Annotated in this window: 15 protein-coding genes; 8 read left to right on the top strand and 7 right to left on the bottom strand. The window is 66.0% G+C overall.

What is annotated here, in order from left to right; genetic code table 11:
- The first annotated feature begins 64 nt into the window (after nt 1–64).
- Nucleotides 65–1042, top strand: coding sequence for a Bug family tripartite tricarboxylate transporter substrate binding protein (locus HV786_RS08360; protein WP_128829410.1), 978 nt, complete (start codon nt 65–67; stop codon nt 1040–1042).
- Nucleotides 1043–1085: 43 nt separating this feature from the next.
- Here the strand turns inward: HV786_RS08360 and HV786_RS08355 are convergent, their stop codons facing one another.
- The 3 genes from HV786_RS08355 to HV786_RS08345 form a co-directional block, all read right to left on the bottom strand.
- Nucleotides 1086–1862 carry an ABC transporter ATP-binding protein gene (locus HV786_RS08355; RefSeq protein WP_056317520.1) on the bottom strand — a complete coding sequence of 259 codons (777 nt, stop codon included), beginning with the start codon at nt 1860–1862 and terminating at the stop codon, nt 1086–1088.
- A gap of 5 nt (nt 1863–1867) precedes the next feature.
- Nucleotides 1868–3538 carry an ABC transporter permease gene (locus HV786_RS08350; RefSeq protein WP_175210524.1) on the bottom strand — a complete coding sequence of 557 codons (1671 nt, stop codon included), beginning with the start codon at nt 3536–3538 and terminating at the stop codon, nt 1868–1870.
- 146 nt (nt 3539–3684) lie between these two features.
- On the bottom strand, nt 3685–4728 hold the full coding sequence (locus HV786_RS08345) for a Fe(3+) ABC transporter substrate-binding protein (RefSeq protein WP_062841138.1): 1044 nt from the start codon (nt 4726–4728) through the stop codon (nt 3685–3687).
- Between the two features lie 349 nt (nt 4729–5077).
- Here HV786_RS08345 and HV786_RS08340 point away from each other — a divergent pair, with 349 nt between their 5' ends.
- Nucleotides 5078–5854, top strand: coding sequence for a ferredoxin--NADP reductase (locus HV786_RS08340; RefSeq protein ID WP_056317527.1), 777 nt, complete (start codon nt 5078–5080; stop codon nt 5852–5854).
- Nucleotides 5855–5955: 101 nt separating this feature from the next.
- On the opposite strand, the gene HV786_RS08335 is transcribed toward HV786_RS08340, so the two are convergent.
- From HV786_RS08335 to HV786_RS08325, 3 genes are read right to left on the bottom strand one after another with little or no spacing between them, the layout of a single operon-like run.
- Nucleotides 5956–6918 carry a Bug family tripartite tricarboxylate transporter substrate binding protein gene (locus tag HV786_RS08335; RefSeq protein WP_128829409.1) on the bottom strand — a complete coding sequence of 321 codons (963 nt, stop codon included), beginning with the start codon at nt 6916–6918 and terminating at the stop codon, nt 5956–5958.
- 37 nt (nt 6919–6955) lie between these two features.
- Nucleotides 6956–7339 (bottom strand): AtuA-related protein, encoded by a 384-nt coding sequence (locus HV786_RS08330; RefSeq protein ID WP_056317531.1) that lies wholly within the window; start codon nt 7337–7339, stop codon nt 6956–6958.
- Nucleotides 7336–8694, bottom strand: coding sequence for an acyclic terpene utilization AtuA family protein (locus tag HV786_RS08325; RefSeq protein WP_175210522.1), 1359 nt, complete (start codon nt 8692–8694; stop codon nt 7336–7338). The genes HV786_RS08330 and HV786_RS08325 overlap by 4 nt, the downstream gene beginning before the upstream one ends.
- A gap of 94 nt (nt 8695–8788) precedes the next feature.
- Between HV786_RS08325 and HV786_RS08320 the strand changes: the two genes are divergently transcribed.
- The 5 genes from HV786_RS08320 (at nt 8789) to HV786_RS08300 (ending at nt 14002) form a co-directional block, all read left to right on the top strand.
- Complete coding sequence (locus HV786_RS08320; RefSeq protein ID WP_128830055.1) at nt 8789–9715, top strand: LysR family transcriptional regulator; 927 nt, start codon at nt 8789–8791, stop codon at nt 9713–9715.
- Nucleotides 9716–9811: 96 nt separating this feature from the next.
- Nucleotides 9812–10198: a Rid family detoxifying hydrolase gene (locus HV786_RS08315; RefSeq protein ID WP_056317538.1), complete on the top strand. Its 387-nt coding sequence runs from the start codon at nt 9812–9814 to the stop codon at nt 10196–10198.
- A 39-nt stretch (nt 10199–10237) separates the two neighbouring features.
- Nucleotides 10238–12328, top strand: coding sequence for an ATP-dependent DNA helicase RecG (recG, locus tag HV786_RS08310; protein WP_128830054.1), 2091 nt, complete (start codon nt 10238–10240; stop codon nt 12326–12328).
- 78 nt (nt 12329–12406) lie between these two features.
- Complete coding sequence (locus HV786_RS08305) at nt 12407–13357, top strand: LysR substrate-binding domain-containing protein (RefSeq protein ID WP_056317544.1); 951 nt, start codon at nt 12407–12409, stop codon at nt 13355–13357.
- A gap of 144 nt (nt 13358–13501) precedes the next feature.
- A complete protein-coding gene (locus HV786_RS08300; protein WP_056317547.1) occupies nt 13502–14002 on the top strand; it encodes a Dps family protein in 501 nt (166 codons plus the stop codon).
- A gap of 101 nt (nt 14003–14103) precedes the next feature.
- On the opposite strand, the gene HV786_RS08295 is transcribed toward HV786_RS08300, so the two are convergent.
- Entirely contained in the window at nt 14104–14697 is a 594-nt protein-coding gene (locus tag HV786_RS08295) for an RBBP9/YdeN family alpha/beta hydrolase (protein WP_175210520.1), read from the bottom strand.
- A 269-nt stretch (nt 14698–14966) separates the two neighbouring features.
- Here HV786_RS08295 and HV786_RS08290 point away from each other — a divergent pair, with 269 nt between their 5' ends.
- Nucleotides 14967–16094 (top strand): branched-chain amino acid ABC transporter substrate-binding protein, encoded by a 1128-nt coding sequence (locus HV786_RS08290; protein WP_056317555.1) that lies wholly within the window; start codon nt 14967–14969, stop codon nt 16092–16094.
- Nucleotides 16095–16100: the final 6 nt, after the last annotated feature.

Below are 16100 nucleotides of genomic sequence, written 5' to 3'. Positions count from 1 at the left end.
GGCGGCGCCGTCTGGCGATAAGATGCGCTACCCGTGCATCAACAACAAACGGGAGGGAGACATCATGCGTTGCAATACCCATAATGCGCTGCGCGGATTGGCCGCGCTGGCGTTGATCCAATGCGCCATGCCGGCGCACGCCGCCGGCTATCCGGCCAAGCCCATCACTTTCATCGTGCCGTATACCGCCGGCGGGACGACCGATCTGGTCGCGCGCACGGCGGGACAGAAGGTGGCCGAGAAACTCGGGCAGCCCGTCATCGTCGAGAACCGTCCTGGGGCGGGCGGCAACATCGGGATGGATGCCGTTGCCAAGGCGGCGCCGGACGGCTACGTCATCGGCTTTGGCGCGATCTCGACGAATGCGCTCAATCCCTTCGTGTACCCGAAGATGCCGTTCGATCCGACCAAGGATTTCACGGGAATCAGCATGCTGGGCGCCTCGTCCGTGGTACTGGAGGTGGGGCCGTCCGTGAAGGTGGACAGCGTCAAGGATCTGGTGGCCTACGCCAAGGCAAATCCCAACACGTCGTACGGCACGCCCGGCACGGGCACGTCCATGCACCTTGCAGGGGTGATGTTCGACCAGGTGACCGGGGCTGGCATGCAGCACGTGCCCTACAAGGGCAGCGCCCAGGCCTTGAACGATCTGCTGGGCGGGCACCTGCCCGTGATGTTCGACAACCTGCCCGCGTCGCTGCCGCATATCAATGCGGGCAAGATCCGCGCGCTGGCGGTGACGGGCAGCAAGCGTGCGCCGGCGTTGCCAAACGTGCCGACGCTGGCCGAGCTGGGCTATTCGGGGGCGGTGGTGGATCCGTGGTTTGCGGTGTATGGGCCGGCCGGCATGTCGCCCGAGGTGACGCGCGCGTTGAGCGAAGCGTTCCAGGCGGCGCTCGCCATGCCGGACGTCAAGGACAAGCTGGAGAAGGCCGGCTTCATGCCCTATGGCTCGACCCCGCAGGAAGTCGAGCGTCTGACGCAAAGCCAGCACGAGGCCTTCAAGGCCTTGTCGCAGAAGGTGAAGCTGTCGGCGGATTGATCCGCCAGACGCGGCCCCGGCGCGGCTGGCGCCGGGATCACCGCTAGCGGCCGCGCGCCAGCGCCTGTTCGCGCTGCTCTTCAAGCGCCTCGCGGCGGATGAAGTCGCGCACGAAGGCGTCGGCCGGGTGATGGTGCAGGTTGTAGGGCGTGTCCCACTGAGCGATGCGGCCCTTCGCCATCACCCCGATGCGGTCGGCGATGGCGAAGGCTTCGGCCTGGTTGTGGGTGACCAGGATGGCGGTATGGCCCGTGGTCTTCAGGATCTCGCGCACCTCGAAGGCCAGGCGCTCGCGCGTGTCCACGTCCAGGTTCGAGAACGGTTCGTCCAGCAGCAGCAGGTCAGGCGACGGCGCCAGCGCGCGCGCCAACGCCACGCGTTGCTGCTGGCCGCCAGAGATCTCGTGGGGATAGCTGCTGGCGGCATGCGCCAGGCCGACGAGTTCCAGCATTTCCTCGACGCGGCGGGCGCGATCCTGCCGCGACAGCTTGCGCAATCCGAACGCCACGTTCAGGCCAACGGTCAGATGGGGAAAGAGCGCGTAGTCCTGGAACATCATGCCCACGCGGCGCAGTTCGGGCGCAACCTGTTCGGTGGGCGATGAGATGACCGTGCCGTCCAGCAGGATTCGGCCGGCGCGCACCGGCTCGAAGCCGGCAATGGCGCGCAGCACGGTGGTCTTGCCGCAGCCGGATTCGCCCAGCAGGCAGCCGATGTGGCCGGCGGGCAGGCCCAGCGACAAGTCCTGCACGATCGGCTTGACGCCCGCGGGCGTCTCGTAGGCGAGGGAGATATGGTCGATTTCTAACAGATCGGGCACGATGTTCAATGTCCCATTTTCAGATTGGTGCGCGCCAGCAGGATGACCGGCAGCAGGCCGGCCAGGACGATGGCCAGCGCGGCCACGGCGCCTTCTTCGTACGTGCCGCGCGCGGCTTCCGCGTACAGCCACGTGGCGAGGGTGTCGAAATTCATGGGGCGCAGCAGCAGGGTGGCGGGCAATTCTTTCATGGCATCCACGAACACCAGCAGCGCGCTGGCAGCCAGCGCCGGACGCAGCAGGGGCAAATGGACGCGGCGCAGGGTGCCGGCCGACGTTTCGCCCAGGAGGCGCGAGGCCTGCTCGAGCGACGGCGGGATGCGCGCCAGCCCGGCTTCCACCGCCCCGGTCGAAATCGCCAGGAAGCGGATGGCATAGGCGCAGACCAGCGCGCCCATCGAGCCCATCAGGAACAGGCCCGTGCCGCCGAAGACGCGCGCCACGGCGGTGTCGATCCAAACGAACGGGGTGAGAAGGCCAATGGCCAGCACGGTGCCGGGCACCGCGTAGCCCAGGCTGGCGACGCGGGCGCACGCGCGGCCCGGGTTGAACCCGGCGCTTTCGCGCAGGCTGCGGCCCGCCCACGCAACGATCAGGCCGCACAGCAGGGTGACGACCGTGGCGCTGGACGCGACGATGAGGGTGTTGGTCAGGCCGCCGATCAACTGGTCCGAGACGCCGCCCACCAGATGCAGGCGCTTGTAGGTTTCCACGACCAGATACAGCGCCGGCGCGGCGAAGCCCACCAGCACCGGAATCCAGCCCAGCACGGCCGCCACCGCGGCAGCGGCGCCGCGCAGCCGGCGCGGCTGCATCGGACGCATGCGCTGCGTGTTGGCATAGCGCTGCCGCTTGCGGCCGTGGCGTTCCAGCAGGATCAGCCCGATGACGATCGCCAGCATGGTCAGCGCAATCTGCGCCGCGCCGGCCAGGTCCGAACGGGTCACCCAGGTGGTGTAGACGGAGACGGTCAGCGTTTGCACGCCGAGAAATTCGGAGGCCCCGATATCGTTCAGCGTTTCGAGCAGCGCCAGGCTCACGCCCACCACGATCGCGGGACGGGCAAGGGGCAGGGCGACGCGGCAGAACACCGCCACGCGGCCCGCGCCCAACGTGCGGGCCGCTTCAAGCAGGCCGGCCGCCTGCGTCATGAACATGACGCGGGTGCTCAGGTAGACGTAGGGATACAGCACGAAGCCCAGCACGAAGATAGCGCCGTAGATGGAGCGCAAATCGGGCAGGCGAAACTCGCGCGGGCTGTCGTAGCCCAGCAGGGCGCGGATCGCCGACTGGATGGGGCCGATGGGATGCAGCAAGTCCAGGTACGCGAACGCGATGATGTAGGTCGGCACGGCCAGGGGCAGCAACAGCGCCCAGGTCAGCATCCGGCGCGTCGGAAATTCGTAAGCGGTCACCAGCCAGGCGGCCCCGGTGCCCAGCAACGTCACGACGATACCCACGCCGGCCAGCAGCATCACCGTGTTTGCCAGCGCCTGCGGCAGCACATAGGTGGCCAGGTGCTGCCAGTGCCCGAGGCTGCCGCCCAGCGCCCACCAGCCCAGCGTCAAGACCGGCGCAAGCACCGCCAACGCGATCAGGCCGGCGCCAACCAGCCAGCCGGTTCCGCGTTCAGACCAGCGCAGCCGCAGCGGCCTGGGCAAGGATTCTGTATACATGCTTCAAAGTCGGTTGCATCAAAGGCAAGGCCTGTTCCCCCCCAAAAAAGCGGGAACAGGCCCTACGCGCGGCCCCGGTTCAGGGGCACGCGCGTGTTGTTGCCGTGTTCACGCGCTGCACGCCGGCAGCGCGGTGCGGCAGCTTATCAGTTATCGAAGCCGACCTTGTCCACCAGTTCGCTGGCTTGCTTGCGATGCTTGGCGATCTCGGTCAGGGGCAGGGGATCGACCTTCAGTTCACCGAAGCTTGCGATCACCGGGTCCAGCTTCACGCCCTTGCGGACGGGGTACTCATAATTGGCCTGTGCGTACATGGCCTGGGCGGGTTCGGACACCAGGAAGTCCAGCAGCTTGACGGCGTTGGCCTTGTTGGGGGCGTGCGCCGCGACCGCCGCGCCGCTGACGTTCACGTGCGTGCCGCCGCTCTTGGCATTGGCGAACGTCGGGCGGATGACCTTGATGGCGTCGCCCCACTTGCGGGCGTCGGTGCCGGGCTCGGCGTTCTTCATGTGGCCAACGTAGTAGGCGTTGGCCAGGCCGATGTCGCAGATGCCGCCCAGGATGTCGCGCGCCACGTCGCGGTCGCCGCCAGCGGCCTTGCGGGCCAGGTTGGCCTTGACGCCGCGCAGCCACTTTTCGGTGGCTTCGGCGCCGTCATGCGCGATCATGGAGGCAACCAGCGCGGTGTTGTAGGGGTGCTGGCCCGAGCGGATGCAGACCTTGCCCTTCCACTTGGGGTCGGCCAAGTCTTCGTAGCGGAAGGCTTCGAGCTTCAGGTCCTTTTCCACGTACAGCACGCGGTCGCGCAACGACAGGGCATACCATTTGCCATCGGCGCCGCGCAGGTTGGCGGGAATGACCGAATTGAGGGTGTCGGACTTGACGGCTTGCGTCACGCCGCCGTCCACCAGGTCGAGCAGGTTGCCGATGTCCACGGTCATCAGCACGTCGGCGGGCGACTTGGCGCCTTCGGCCTTCACGCGCTCGAGCAGGCCGTCCTTGACGAAGACGGTGTTCACCTTGATGCCGCTTTCCTTGGTGAAGGCATCCAGCAGCGGCTGGATCAGCTTGGGTTCCCGGGTGGTGTACAGGCTGACTTCCTCGGCGGCGTTGGCCGACACGGTGAAGGCGGCGGCGCCAGCCAGCGCGAGCGCGCGCAGCAGCGAATTCAATTGGGGACGATTGATCATGAGGGGAACTCCAGCTAGGGCCGAAACGAATTTTTTGCCGCGCGCCTGCCGCGCTCAGGGCGCCGCCGCCACGCAAAGCAGTCTGCTAACGAAAATGATTATCAAAAGAGAGAGCGACAATAACAGGAAGCATTGCGCCGTTCAACTGCTCGTAAGCCGTCCCTGCAAGACGTTGATCCCCGTCAACTTGGAATAAGGGTATTACGGAATAATGAGAGCAGTTATCAACGAGACCTTGTAGAATAGGGACAACCCTAATGCCGACCGCGGCCTTTTTTTGCGGCTCGGAATGACCTTCGCGGCGCAGCCGGGCCCCGTCCGACCACCGTCCGCCCTTACTGAATACGACATGGCTGCTTTCAACACAGAGCGCGTACTTAGCGTGCACCACTGGAACGACACCCTGTTTTCCTTCACCACGACGCGTGACGCGGCCTTGCGGTTCCACAATGGCCACTTCGTGATGATCGGCCTCGAAGTCGAAGGCAAGCCGCTGCTGCGGGCCTACAGCATCGCCAGCGCCAACTACGAAGAAAACCTCGAATTCCTCAGCATCAAGGTGCAGAACGGCCCGCTCACCTCGCGCCTGCAGCACCTGAAAGAGGGCGACACCATCCTCGTCAGCCGCAAGCCCGTCGGCACGCTGGTCGTCGACGACCTCAAGCCCGGCAAGCACCTGTTCCTGTTTGGCACCGGCACCGGCCTGGCGCCCTTCATGAGCATCATCAAGGACCCGGACGTCTACGAACGCTTCGACAAGGTCATTCTGGTGCACGGCGTGCGCTGGGTCAGCGAGCTTGCCTACGCCGACTACATCGAGAACGAACTGCCGAACAACGAATTCTTCGGCGATATCGTGCGCGACAAGCTGGTGTACTACCCCACCGTCACGCGCGAGCCTTTCCGCAATCAAGGTCGCATCACCGAACTGCTTGAAAACGGCAAGCTCTGCGCCGACATCGGCATTCCGCAGATCAACCCCGAAACCGATCGCGCCATGATCTGCGGCAGCCCGCACATGTTGGCCGACATCAGCGCCATGCTCGACAGCCGCGGCTTTACGGTGTCGCCGGGCGTGGGCCAGCCGGGCGACTACGTCGTCGAACGCGCCTTCGTGGACAAATAAGCCAGACGGCTTTTCGTTCACGGCTTCAACGAAAAACCCATCGCACATCGCGATGGGTTTTTCGTTTTGGCGTGAAACGGCAACGCCGCGCCTGGCGTGTATCACTCGGGCTGGATGCCCGCCTTCTTGATGATTTCGCCCCACTTCTTGGACTCGGCCTGCTGGAACGTCGCCAGTTCCTCGGGCGACGAGCTGGCGGCGTCCGTGCCGGTCTGCGCATAGAACTGTTGGGCGGCCTTGGCCTTGGTGGCATTGACCAGCAGTTCGTTCAGGCGCTTGACCACGTCGGGCGGCGTACCGGCCGGCGCGTAGGCGGCGAACCAGTAGCCCATCTCGTATCCGGGCACGCCGGCTTCAGAGATGGTGGGCACGTCGGGCGCCAGCGGCGAGCGGGCCTTGCCCGTGACGCCCAGTGCGCGAAGCTTGCCGGACTTGACCTGTGGCAGACCCGTGGCCGTGTCGGTGATCATCATGTCGATTTGGCCGCCCAGCAGGTCGGTAACTGCGAGCGGGTTGCTCTTGTACGGCACGTGCAGCAGTTGCACATTCGCCATTTGCTGCAACAGCTCGCCGGCGATGCGGCTGCTGGAGCTGCCGCTGCCAAAGCTCAGCTTGCCCGGCGACTGCTTGGCCTGCGCCAGGAAATCGCCCACGGTCTTGGCGGGCGAATTGGGGTTGACCACCATGATCTGCCCGCCCTTGCCCAGCAGCGTGAGGGGCGCGAAATCCTTGACGGGATCGTAAGTCAGCGACTTGTACAGGTGCTCGTTGGCCGCGTGCGTGGTGTTGGTGGTTATGAGAACGGTGTAGCCATCGGGCGTGGCACGGGCGCCGGCGGCCGCGCCGATCATGGCGCTGGCGCCGGGCTTGTTCTCGATCACGACCGCCTGGCCGGTCTGCTCGGTGACGCCCTGACCGATGGCCCGGCCGATCTGGTCGGTCGCGCTGCCAGCCGCGAACGGCACGATGAAAGTGATGGGCTTGGCGGGAAATTGCGCCAGGGCCGAAAAGGGCAGGGCGGCGGCCAGCAGCAGGGCCAGCCGGCCCTTGGTAGCGATGCGCATGTATGTCTCCTGTGGTGTTTTTTTATCGGAACTGAAATCAGGCGGCCGCGGGACGGTCGCCGGGTATGTCTGGCAGCCGGCTCGCCAGCTCGGGGCTGACCTCCACCGTCATGTCCAGCAATCTGAATGACAGGCTCTTGCCATGGGTGTCCAGGTTCAGCGCGTCGTTGACGCCGCCATCCAGCACACCCTCCAGCACGAAGTTCATGGCATTGAGCATCGGCAGCGCATAACGCGTCACGCGTTTCGGGTGACGGTAGGCGAACCATTGCGCCACGCGCGATTCAGTCACTTGCGCGGTCAGCACGTCAAAGCATTCGGGGTCCCAGGCGATGAGGCTCAGGTTCGAGATATCGCCCTTGTCCCCGGAGCGGCTGTGAGCCAGCCGATACAGCGGCACGGCGAGCAGGGTCTGGTTCATGGCGCGATCTCCTCCAGGAAGGTCCAGCCGCTCTTTACGGCCTCGCGGGGAATGGTGCAGGACATCATGTTCAGGCGCGGGCGCAGGGCGGTGCGCACGCCGCCGCCGCCCGCCGGTCCGCAGGTATAAAGCGCGGTCACTTCGCGCAGCACGCGTTCGGCTTGTGCGCGGTCGGCGTTTTCAGTGGCCAGCCGCAGCCGCACGTCGCGGGCATGGCTGTCGGCAAGCGCGCGGCGCATCTCGCCGGCGTCGTCGCCCAGGATGCTGATGGCGCCAATCAGGTCCGCCCGCAGCTTGAAATCCGCGCCCAGGCGCTTCTGGACGATGTCGGCCGCCAACCGGGCGCGCGCCTCGGCCTGCACGCCTGCATACGAGATTTCCGCTTCGGCCAGCCAGCCGCCGCGATAGCAGACGTTCACCTTCAATTCCGCCGGCCGCGCGTGGCCGGTAATGCCGTGAACCGCGACCCGATTGCCGCCCAGCTCGACCACGTGCGCCTGGCTCAGGTCAGCCACCACGTCGGGCGTCAGGTAGCGCGCCGGGTCGTGCACTTCATAAAGCAGTTGTTCCTTCACCGTGCGCGCATCGACCGCGCCGCCCGTGCCGTCGGCCTTGCCGATCACGAACTCGCCGTCGGCATGGATCTCCGCGATCGGGAAACCGGCCGCGTGCACGTCGGGAACCTCTTTCAGGCCCGGGACGCAGAAGTAGCCGCCGGTCACCTGAAGGCCGCATTCCAGCATGTGGCCCGCCATGGTGGCGCGGCCCAGACGCGGCCAGTCGGCCGGATCCCAGCCAAAATGCGCCAGTGCCGGGCCGAGCGTCAGCGAAGGGTCCGCCACGCGGCCGGCCACCACGATCTGCGCGCCGGCGGCCAGCGCCTCGGCGATCTCGGTGGCGCCCAGGTAAGCGGTGGCGCTCACGATGTCCAGGCCGTCCAGCGCCGCACCCAGGCGTTGCGCCAGCAGGTCGCGGTGTTCGGCGCCATTGAGCGCATCGCCGTGCACCACCGCGATACGTGGCACGGGCAGGCCCTGTTCGTGCGCCAGTTCGGCGATGCGCCGTGCCGCGGCCGGCGGATTGGCCGCACCGAAATTGCTGACGATGTTGATGCCGTGGCGCAGGCAATCGGCCAGGATCGGCCCCACCAGCTCGTCCAGCAGCGGTTCATAGCCGCGGTTCGGGTCGTCGTTGCGAGCCAGCTGCGCCAGCGCCAGCGTGCGTTCGGCCAGCGTCTCGAAGATCAGCGTGCCGCCGCCTTGGGCGGCCAGGGTGCGGACCACGGCCGCGGCGCCATCGCTGCGGTCGCCGGAAAATCCGGAGGCGCAGCCGATGAGCAAGGGAGTTTGAGACATGAGCAGTCCAGGCGCGTTCAGGGTTGGGACGACTATAGGCAAGGCGCGATCATCCGTAAAATAGAAAAATCGGATCGATTAATACAAGAAACCCATGAATCTATCGTCCCGCCAGTTGCGCGCTTTCGTGGCCCTGGCCGATGAACGGCACTTCACGCGCGCCGCGCAGCGCTGCCACCTGACGCAGCCCGCGTTCAGCGCGCTGATCCGGTCGCTGGAAGACGCCGTCGGCGTGCGACTCTTTGACCGCAACACGCGGCACGTGGAGCTGACTGCCGAAGGCCGTGTGCTGGATGCGACCGCGCGCCGCCTGTTGGCGGACATGGACCTGGCAATGGGAGACCTGCGCGACTTGGCGGACCGGCGCCGGGGCAGGGTGACGCTGGCCGCGCTGCCGTCGCTGGCGGCGGGTTGGCTGCCCGATCTGCTGGCGCGGTTCCAGCTGGATCACCCGGGCATCGTGCTGGATCTGCGCGACGCCTTGCTCGATCCGTGCCTGGACATGGTGCAAAGCGGCGTCGCCGATTTTGCCGTGGCCTCGCGGCGGCCGGACATGACGGATCTGGACAGCGAATTCCTGCACGCGGACCGCTACTTTCTGGTGTGCCGCGCAGACCATCCCTTGGCCGGCCAGCCGCGCGTGCGTCTGCGCGACGTGCTGCGCCATCCCATCATCCAGCTTGCGCGCGGCAGCAGTGTGCGCAAACATCTGGACGAAGCGTTGGGCGCCGAAGCGCCGTTGCCGGTTTTCGAGGTCGAACACCTGGCGACCGTCACGGGCCTGGTGCGCGCAGGACTTGGCGTATCGGTCGTGCCCGCCATGACGCTTTTTCATTTCCGCAGCGACGATCTGCGTATCGTGCCGCTGGCGGGCCGCGCATTGACGCGGCCGCTTTACCTTGTGCGCCGCAAGGGCCGCAGCCTGTCGGTGGCGGCGCAGGCGCTAGCCGACTTGCTGATCGCGCATCGGGGCGATATCGGCGGCGCCGGGCATCCGCCGGGTGCGCAGGATCAGACCTAGGCCATCTTTACGGCAATCCGCCACTTTCGCAAACGTCTATTGCTGATTAAACTTCGATAGTTGTAGCTTCTATCCGTCACCAGAAGGATTCCGCCCATGAGCAAGCAAATCATTCATACCGACAGCGCGCCTGCCGCCGTTGGCCCTTACTCGCAAGCGGTTGCCGTCAGCGGCACCAAGACTGTCTACCTCTCGGGCCAGATCGGCCTGGAGCCCGGCACCGGCGACCTGGTCTCTGAAAACTTCGACGCGCAGGTGCGTCAGGCGTTTGCCAACATGCAGGAAGTCATCAAGGCTGCAGGCGGCACGCTGGACAACGTGGTCAAGCTCACGCTGTTCCTGACCGACCTGGGCAAGTTCACGGCGGCCAACGCCATCATGGCCGAAATCATCCCGCAGCCGTTCCCGGCGCGTTCGACGATCGGCGTGGCCAGCCTGCCCAAGGGGGCCCAGTTCGAAGTCGAAGCGATCATGGTCCTGTAAGGCGCGCCCGGACGTTTCATACCAGGGGTTCGTTCCTACATGCCGGCCGCAGCCGTGGCCTCCAAACGTACCGGCGCCGACAAGAACGGCGCCGGCAAAGCGATGACGGATACGGAGCGCAAGCTTCGTAACCTGGGCTTGGTGCTGCCCGAGGATTTCGTGCTGCACCTGCCGCTGCGCTACGAAGACGAAACTCGCGTCATCCCGATCAGTTCGCTGCGCCCGGGCTTTGCCGGCCAGGTCGAAGGCGAGATCACCAAATCCGAGGTCCTGTACCGGCCGCGGCGCCAACTGACCGCCACCTTGGCGGACGACAGCGGCGAACTGCAATTGCGCTGGCTGAACTTCTACCCCAGCCAACAGAAACAAGTCACGGTCGGCAAGCGGCTGCGCGCCCGTGGCGAAGTGCGCGGCGGGTTGTTCGGACGCGAGATGGTGCATCCGCGGCTGACCAACGCCGATTCGCCCCTTCCGACAGCCCTGACGCCCGTCTACCCCACCACTGAAGGATTGCCGCAGCCTGCGTTGCGGCGCGCCATTGCACAGGCGCTCAATACCGCGGACCTGTCCGACACGCTGCCCGACGAGGCGCGCGCCCGCTACGACCTGCCGCCCTTCGAGCCCGCCATCCGTGCGTTGCACACGCCTGCGCAGGGCGAATCCGAACAGGCCTTGCTGGATCGCGTGCACCCGGCGTGGCGGCGGATCAAGTTCGACGAACTGCTGGCGCAGCAGCTGTCGCTTGCCGCCGCCCGCGCGGCGCGCCGCATCAAGGAAGCCGAGTCGCTGCCGGCGCAGAACGGGGCAGGGGGGCTGGTCGCCCGGTTGTACGAAACGCTGCCGTTCAAGCTGACCGGCGCGCAGCAGCGCGTCGTGCAGGAGATCTCGGCGGACCTTGCCAAGCCGTATCCCATGCACCGCCTGTTGCAGGGCGACGTGGGTAGCGGCAAGACCGTCGTGGCCGCCATCGCGGCCGCGCAGGCCATTGCAGGCGGCGCGCAGGTGGCGCTGATGGCGCCCACGGAAATTCTGGCCGAGCAGCACTTTCGCAAACTGGTGTCCTGGCTGCAGCCGCTGGGCGTGAATGTCGCGTGGCTGAGCGGCAGCCTTTCGGCCAAGGCCCGCCGGGAAGCCGCCGCTGCGGCGGCCGACGGCAGCGTCCAGCTTGTCGTCGGCACGCAGGCGCTGATCCAGGACCATGTCGAATTCCACCGGTTGGGCCTGTCCATCGTCGACGAGCAGCATCGCTTCGGCGTCGGCCAGCGCCTTGCCCTCACGCGCAAGGGCGAGACCGTGCGCGGCCGCATCGTGCCGCATCAGCTCAACATGAGCGCCACGCCCATTCCCCGCACGCTGGCCATGACGTTCTTCGCGGATCTTGACGTGTCCGTGATTGACGAGCTGCCGCCCGGACGCAGTCCCGTGGTGACCAAGCTGGTCTCCGACGCGCGCCGGGAAGAGGTCATTGCCCATATCGCGCAGGCGGCGCGCGGCGGCCAGCAGGCCTATTGGGTCTGTCCGCTGGTCGAGGAAAGCGAGGCCCTTGAACTGCAGACCGCCGTCGACACCTACGAGGGGATGCGCGCCGATCTGCCGGACCTGCGGATCGGACTGGTACACGGCCGCCTGCCGCAAGCCGAGAAGGCGTCGGTGATGCAGGCATTCCGCGACGGCGAGATCGATCTGCTGGTCGCCACGACCGTCATCGAAGTCGGGGTCGACGTGCCCAATGCATCGTTGATGGTGATCGAACACGCCGAGCGATTCGGCCTTGCCCAGCTGCATCAGCTGCGCGGGCGGGTGGGGCGCGGCACGGCCGAGTCCGTTTGCGTATTGCTCTATCAGACGCCGCTGTCCCAGGTTGCGCGAGAACGCCTGCGCGCCATGTTCGAGACCTCCGACGGCTTTGAGATCGCGCGGCGCGACCTTGAACAGCGCGGTCCCGGCGAATTTCTGGGAACGCGCCAATCCGGCATGGCGCTCCTGCGCTTTGCGGATCTGGAAACCGACGCCGCGATTGCCGAAGACGCGCGCGATGCCGCCGTGTGGCTGCGCGCCGAGCATCCAGACGCCGTCCAGGCGCATCTGGCCCGCTGGATGCGCGGCCGCGAAGACTTCCTGCGGACCTGACATGCGGCCCGACATTCACCTTGAATCCTCTACCGCCGGCCTCGGAGCCGGCGCATAACCCCGGGGGCGTAGTCCACCATGACTCTCACCGAACTGAAGTACATCGTCGCCGTCGCCCGCGAGCGGCACTTTGGCCGCGCGGCCGAGGCCTGTTTCGTCAGCCAGCCGACGCTGTCCGTGGCCATCCGCAAGCTGGAAGACGAATTGGGCGTGACCCTGTTCGAGCGCGGCGGCTCCGAGGTCGGGGTGACGCCCATCGGCCAGCGCATCGTCGCGCAGGCGCAGAAGGTGCTGGAAGAAAGCGCCAGCATCAAGGAGATCGCCCGGCAAGGCCACGACCCGTTGGCCGGCCCGCTGCGCGTTGGCGTCATCCACACCATCGGTCCGTACCTGCTGCCCAAGCTGGTGCCCGTGCAGATCGGCCGCACGCCGCAGATGCCGCTGCTGCTGCAGGAGAACTTCACGGTGCGGCTGGTGGAACTGCTGCGCCAGGGTGAAATCGATTGCGCCATCATGGCCTTGCCGTTGCCTGAAGCCGGCCTGGTCATGCAGCCGCTCTACGACGAGCCCTTCGTCGTGGCGGTGCCCAACGACCATGAACTGGCCAAGCGCAAGGCCATCGACGCCCAGGATCTGAAGCAGCAGACCATGCTGCTCTTGGGCAGCGGCCATTGCTTCCGCGATCAGGTGCTTGAAGTCTGTCCCGAGCTGTCGCGCTTCTCGGCGGCCAGCGACGGCATCCAGCGCACCTTTGAAGGCTCCTCACTCGAAACCATCCGCCACATGGTCGCGGCCGGGATCGGCGTCACCGTGCTGCCCGTCACTGCCGTGCCCGAGAACCCGCCCTCCAACAGCTTGTTGCGCTACCTGCCGTTCGAAGGTCATGTGCCCGAACGCCGCGTGGTGCTTGCCTGGCGGCGCAGCTTCCCGCGTCTGGCGGCGATCGAAGCGCTGGCGCAGGCCGTCTATGAATGCGACCTGCCGGGCGTGAAGATGCTGGCCGGCGAAGCGGCCGCGGTGCAGGATTGAGCGGCGGCGGCCGCCAGTGCGCGGCACGTCTTCGCGCCGCGTCAATCGGTCGCAGGCCATATTGAGAACGGCTCTGCCGCAACAACCGTTCTGTCGTGTTTGCAGTGGTATTCTTATTTCCGCCTTTTTCCATAGGAGCTAGCAATGGCCAAGTCCACCAAGAAGACCTCGAGCGTTCCGCGCATCAACATCGGTATTTCGGACAAGGACCGCGCCGCGGTTGCCGGTGAACTGTCCAAGTTGCTGGCCGATTCGTACACGCTGTACCTGATGACGCACAACTTCCACTGGAACGTCACGGGGCCCATGTTCAACACGCTGCACCAGATGTTCATGACGCAGTACACCGAAGAATGGACCGCGCTGGACAGCATCGCGGAGCGCATCCGTGCGCTGGGTCACTACGCGCCGGGCACGTACCGCGAATACGCCAAGCTGTCCTCGATCGCCGAGCCGGACTCGGTGCCGGACGCGCTGGAAATGGTGCGCCTGCTGGTCGACGGCAACGAATCGGTCGCCAAGACTGCGCGCGCCGCCTTTGAAAAGGCCGACGCCGCCAACGACCAGCCCACGGCCGACCTGTTGACGCAGCGTCTGGACGTGCATGAGAAGAACGCGTGGATGCTGCGCAGCCTGCTGCAGTAACCCGATGGCCGTCTTCCCGTCAGGGAGGCGGCCGGCGCGATACGCGCCAACATATTGGCCGCCCTGATCGGACGGCCATTTTTTTGCTCACGCGGTTTGCGTCAGAAGTCGTACAGCGGCACGGGCGGAATGCGCTTGGGCGGCGGGGGAATCCGCCATGAGGCCCGGCGTCGAAGCGCCCCGAGCAGCTTCAGGCCCTGCGGCCAGTCGGCGAGCCCGCTTTCGGCATTGATATGGCCCGCGCCAGCCAGCACGACGACGCGGCTGCCCCAGTCCGCGGCGAACGCATGCGCGCGTTCCAGCGTGCAATAGGGGTCGTTGTCGCTGGCCACGACCACGCTTTGAAAGGAAAGCGGCTGGCGCGCGATGGGCGCGAAGCCGCGCAGGCAGGCCGGGGTGTCCGGGCGTTCGACGTCGGCGGGGGCAACCAGCATCGCGCCGGCGACCTTGGCGCGCAGCGGCACCGGCAGCGAAGCGCTGATCACGCAGCCAAGGCTGTGGGCCACGAGCAGGACCGGACTGCGGGCTTCGTCCACCTCGGCCGTCAGACGGGATATCCAATCGGCCGCGCAGGGGTTTTCCCAGTCGTGCTGCTCGATCCGCCGGGCGTTTGGCAACAGGGCCTGCCACCGGGATTGCCAGTGATCGGGACCGGAGTTTTTCCAGCCCGGGACGATTATCGGTTGGAGTCTCATGCGGCACATGATGCCGCCGCGCACTAGTAACTCAAACGAATTAATGGTCTTTTGCATATACGGCGTTTGGAATAAGCCGAGGTGCCCCGCAGCATGCCGCAGTGCATCACAAAACCGCGGAAAACCCTGCGCAAACCCGGCCAAAAGCCGCGATATTTCAGTGTATGCTTGCCGTGCAAATGCACCCGCCAACGGGTATGACATCTACGTTATCCGGCCGTCAGCCCGTTGATGGATCAACGATTACAAGTCATTCGAGGAGTCCACTCATGAAGCCAGTATTCCGTCTGACCCCGGTCATCGCAGCCCTGGGCGTCGCCGCTGGTTTGACGTTTGGCGCGGCCGCGCACGCGCAGACCATCAAGATCGGCGTCGTCGGCCCCACCACCGGTGCGGTCACGCAGTATGGCGATATGGTCCGTGAAGGGGTCGATACCGCGGTCGAGCGCATCAACGCCGCCGGCGGCGTCAACGGCAAGAAGCTGGAAACCGTGGTGATCGACGACGGTTGCGAACCCAAGCAGGGTCCCAACGCCGCCAACCGGGTCGTCAACAGCAAGATCGGGTTCGTCGTGGGCCACGTGTGCTCGGGCGCCACCATTGCCGCCGCCGACATCTACAACAACGAAGGCGTGGTCATGGTCACCCCGTCGGCCACGTCGCCGGCCCTGACCGACGGCAAGAACTACGAGTTCATCTTCCGCACCATCGGCCGTGACGACCAGCAGGGCCCCGCCGCCGCCAAGTTCATCCTGGACAAGATCAAGCCCAAGAAGGTCGCCGTGCTGCACGACAAGCAGTCGTATGGCCAGGGCATCGCCACCGCGGTCAAGAACGACCTGGAAAAGGGCGGCGTGACCGTCGCCGTGTTTGAAGGCATCAACGCCGGCGATAGCGACTACTCGGCGGTCATCACCAAGCTCAAGAGTCAGGGCGTGGACTTCGTCTATTACGGCGGCTACCACCCCGAAATGGGCCTGCTGCTGCGCCAAGCGGCCGAGCAGGGCGTGAAGGCCAAGTGGATGGGTCCGGAAGGCACGGGCAACCCGGACATCAACGCCATCGCGGGCGACGCCGTCGAGGGCATGCTGCTGACGCTGCCGGCCGACTTCACGCAGAACGCGGCCAACGCCGACATCGTCAAGGCGTTCCAGGCGAAAAAGCGCAATCCCAGCGGCGCATTCCAGATGACGGCGTACGCCGCCACGCAAGTCATCGCGGATGGCATCAAGGGCGCGGGTTCCGACGATCCGACCAAGGTCGCCAAGTACCTGCATGCCAATTCCTTCGATACGCCGATCGGCAAGGTGTCGTGGAACAAGCAGGGTGACCTGACGAACTTTGAGTTCGACGTGTTCACCTGGCACAAAGACGGCTCCAAGACCGTCTACAAGTAAAGCGCA

Origin of the sequence: Achromobacter mucicolens (assembly GCF_902859725.1) — a bacterium.
Classification (GTDB): domain Bacteria; phylum Pseudomonadota; class Gammaproteobacteria; order Burkholderiales; family Burkholderiaceae_B; genus Achromobacter; species Achromobacter mucicolens.
The sequence above is the reverse complement of the archived record's forward strand: the minus strand, read 5'-3'. Positions and strand labels throughout refer to the sequence as shown.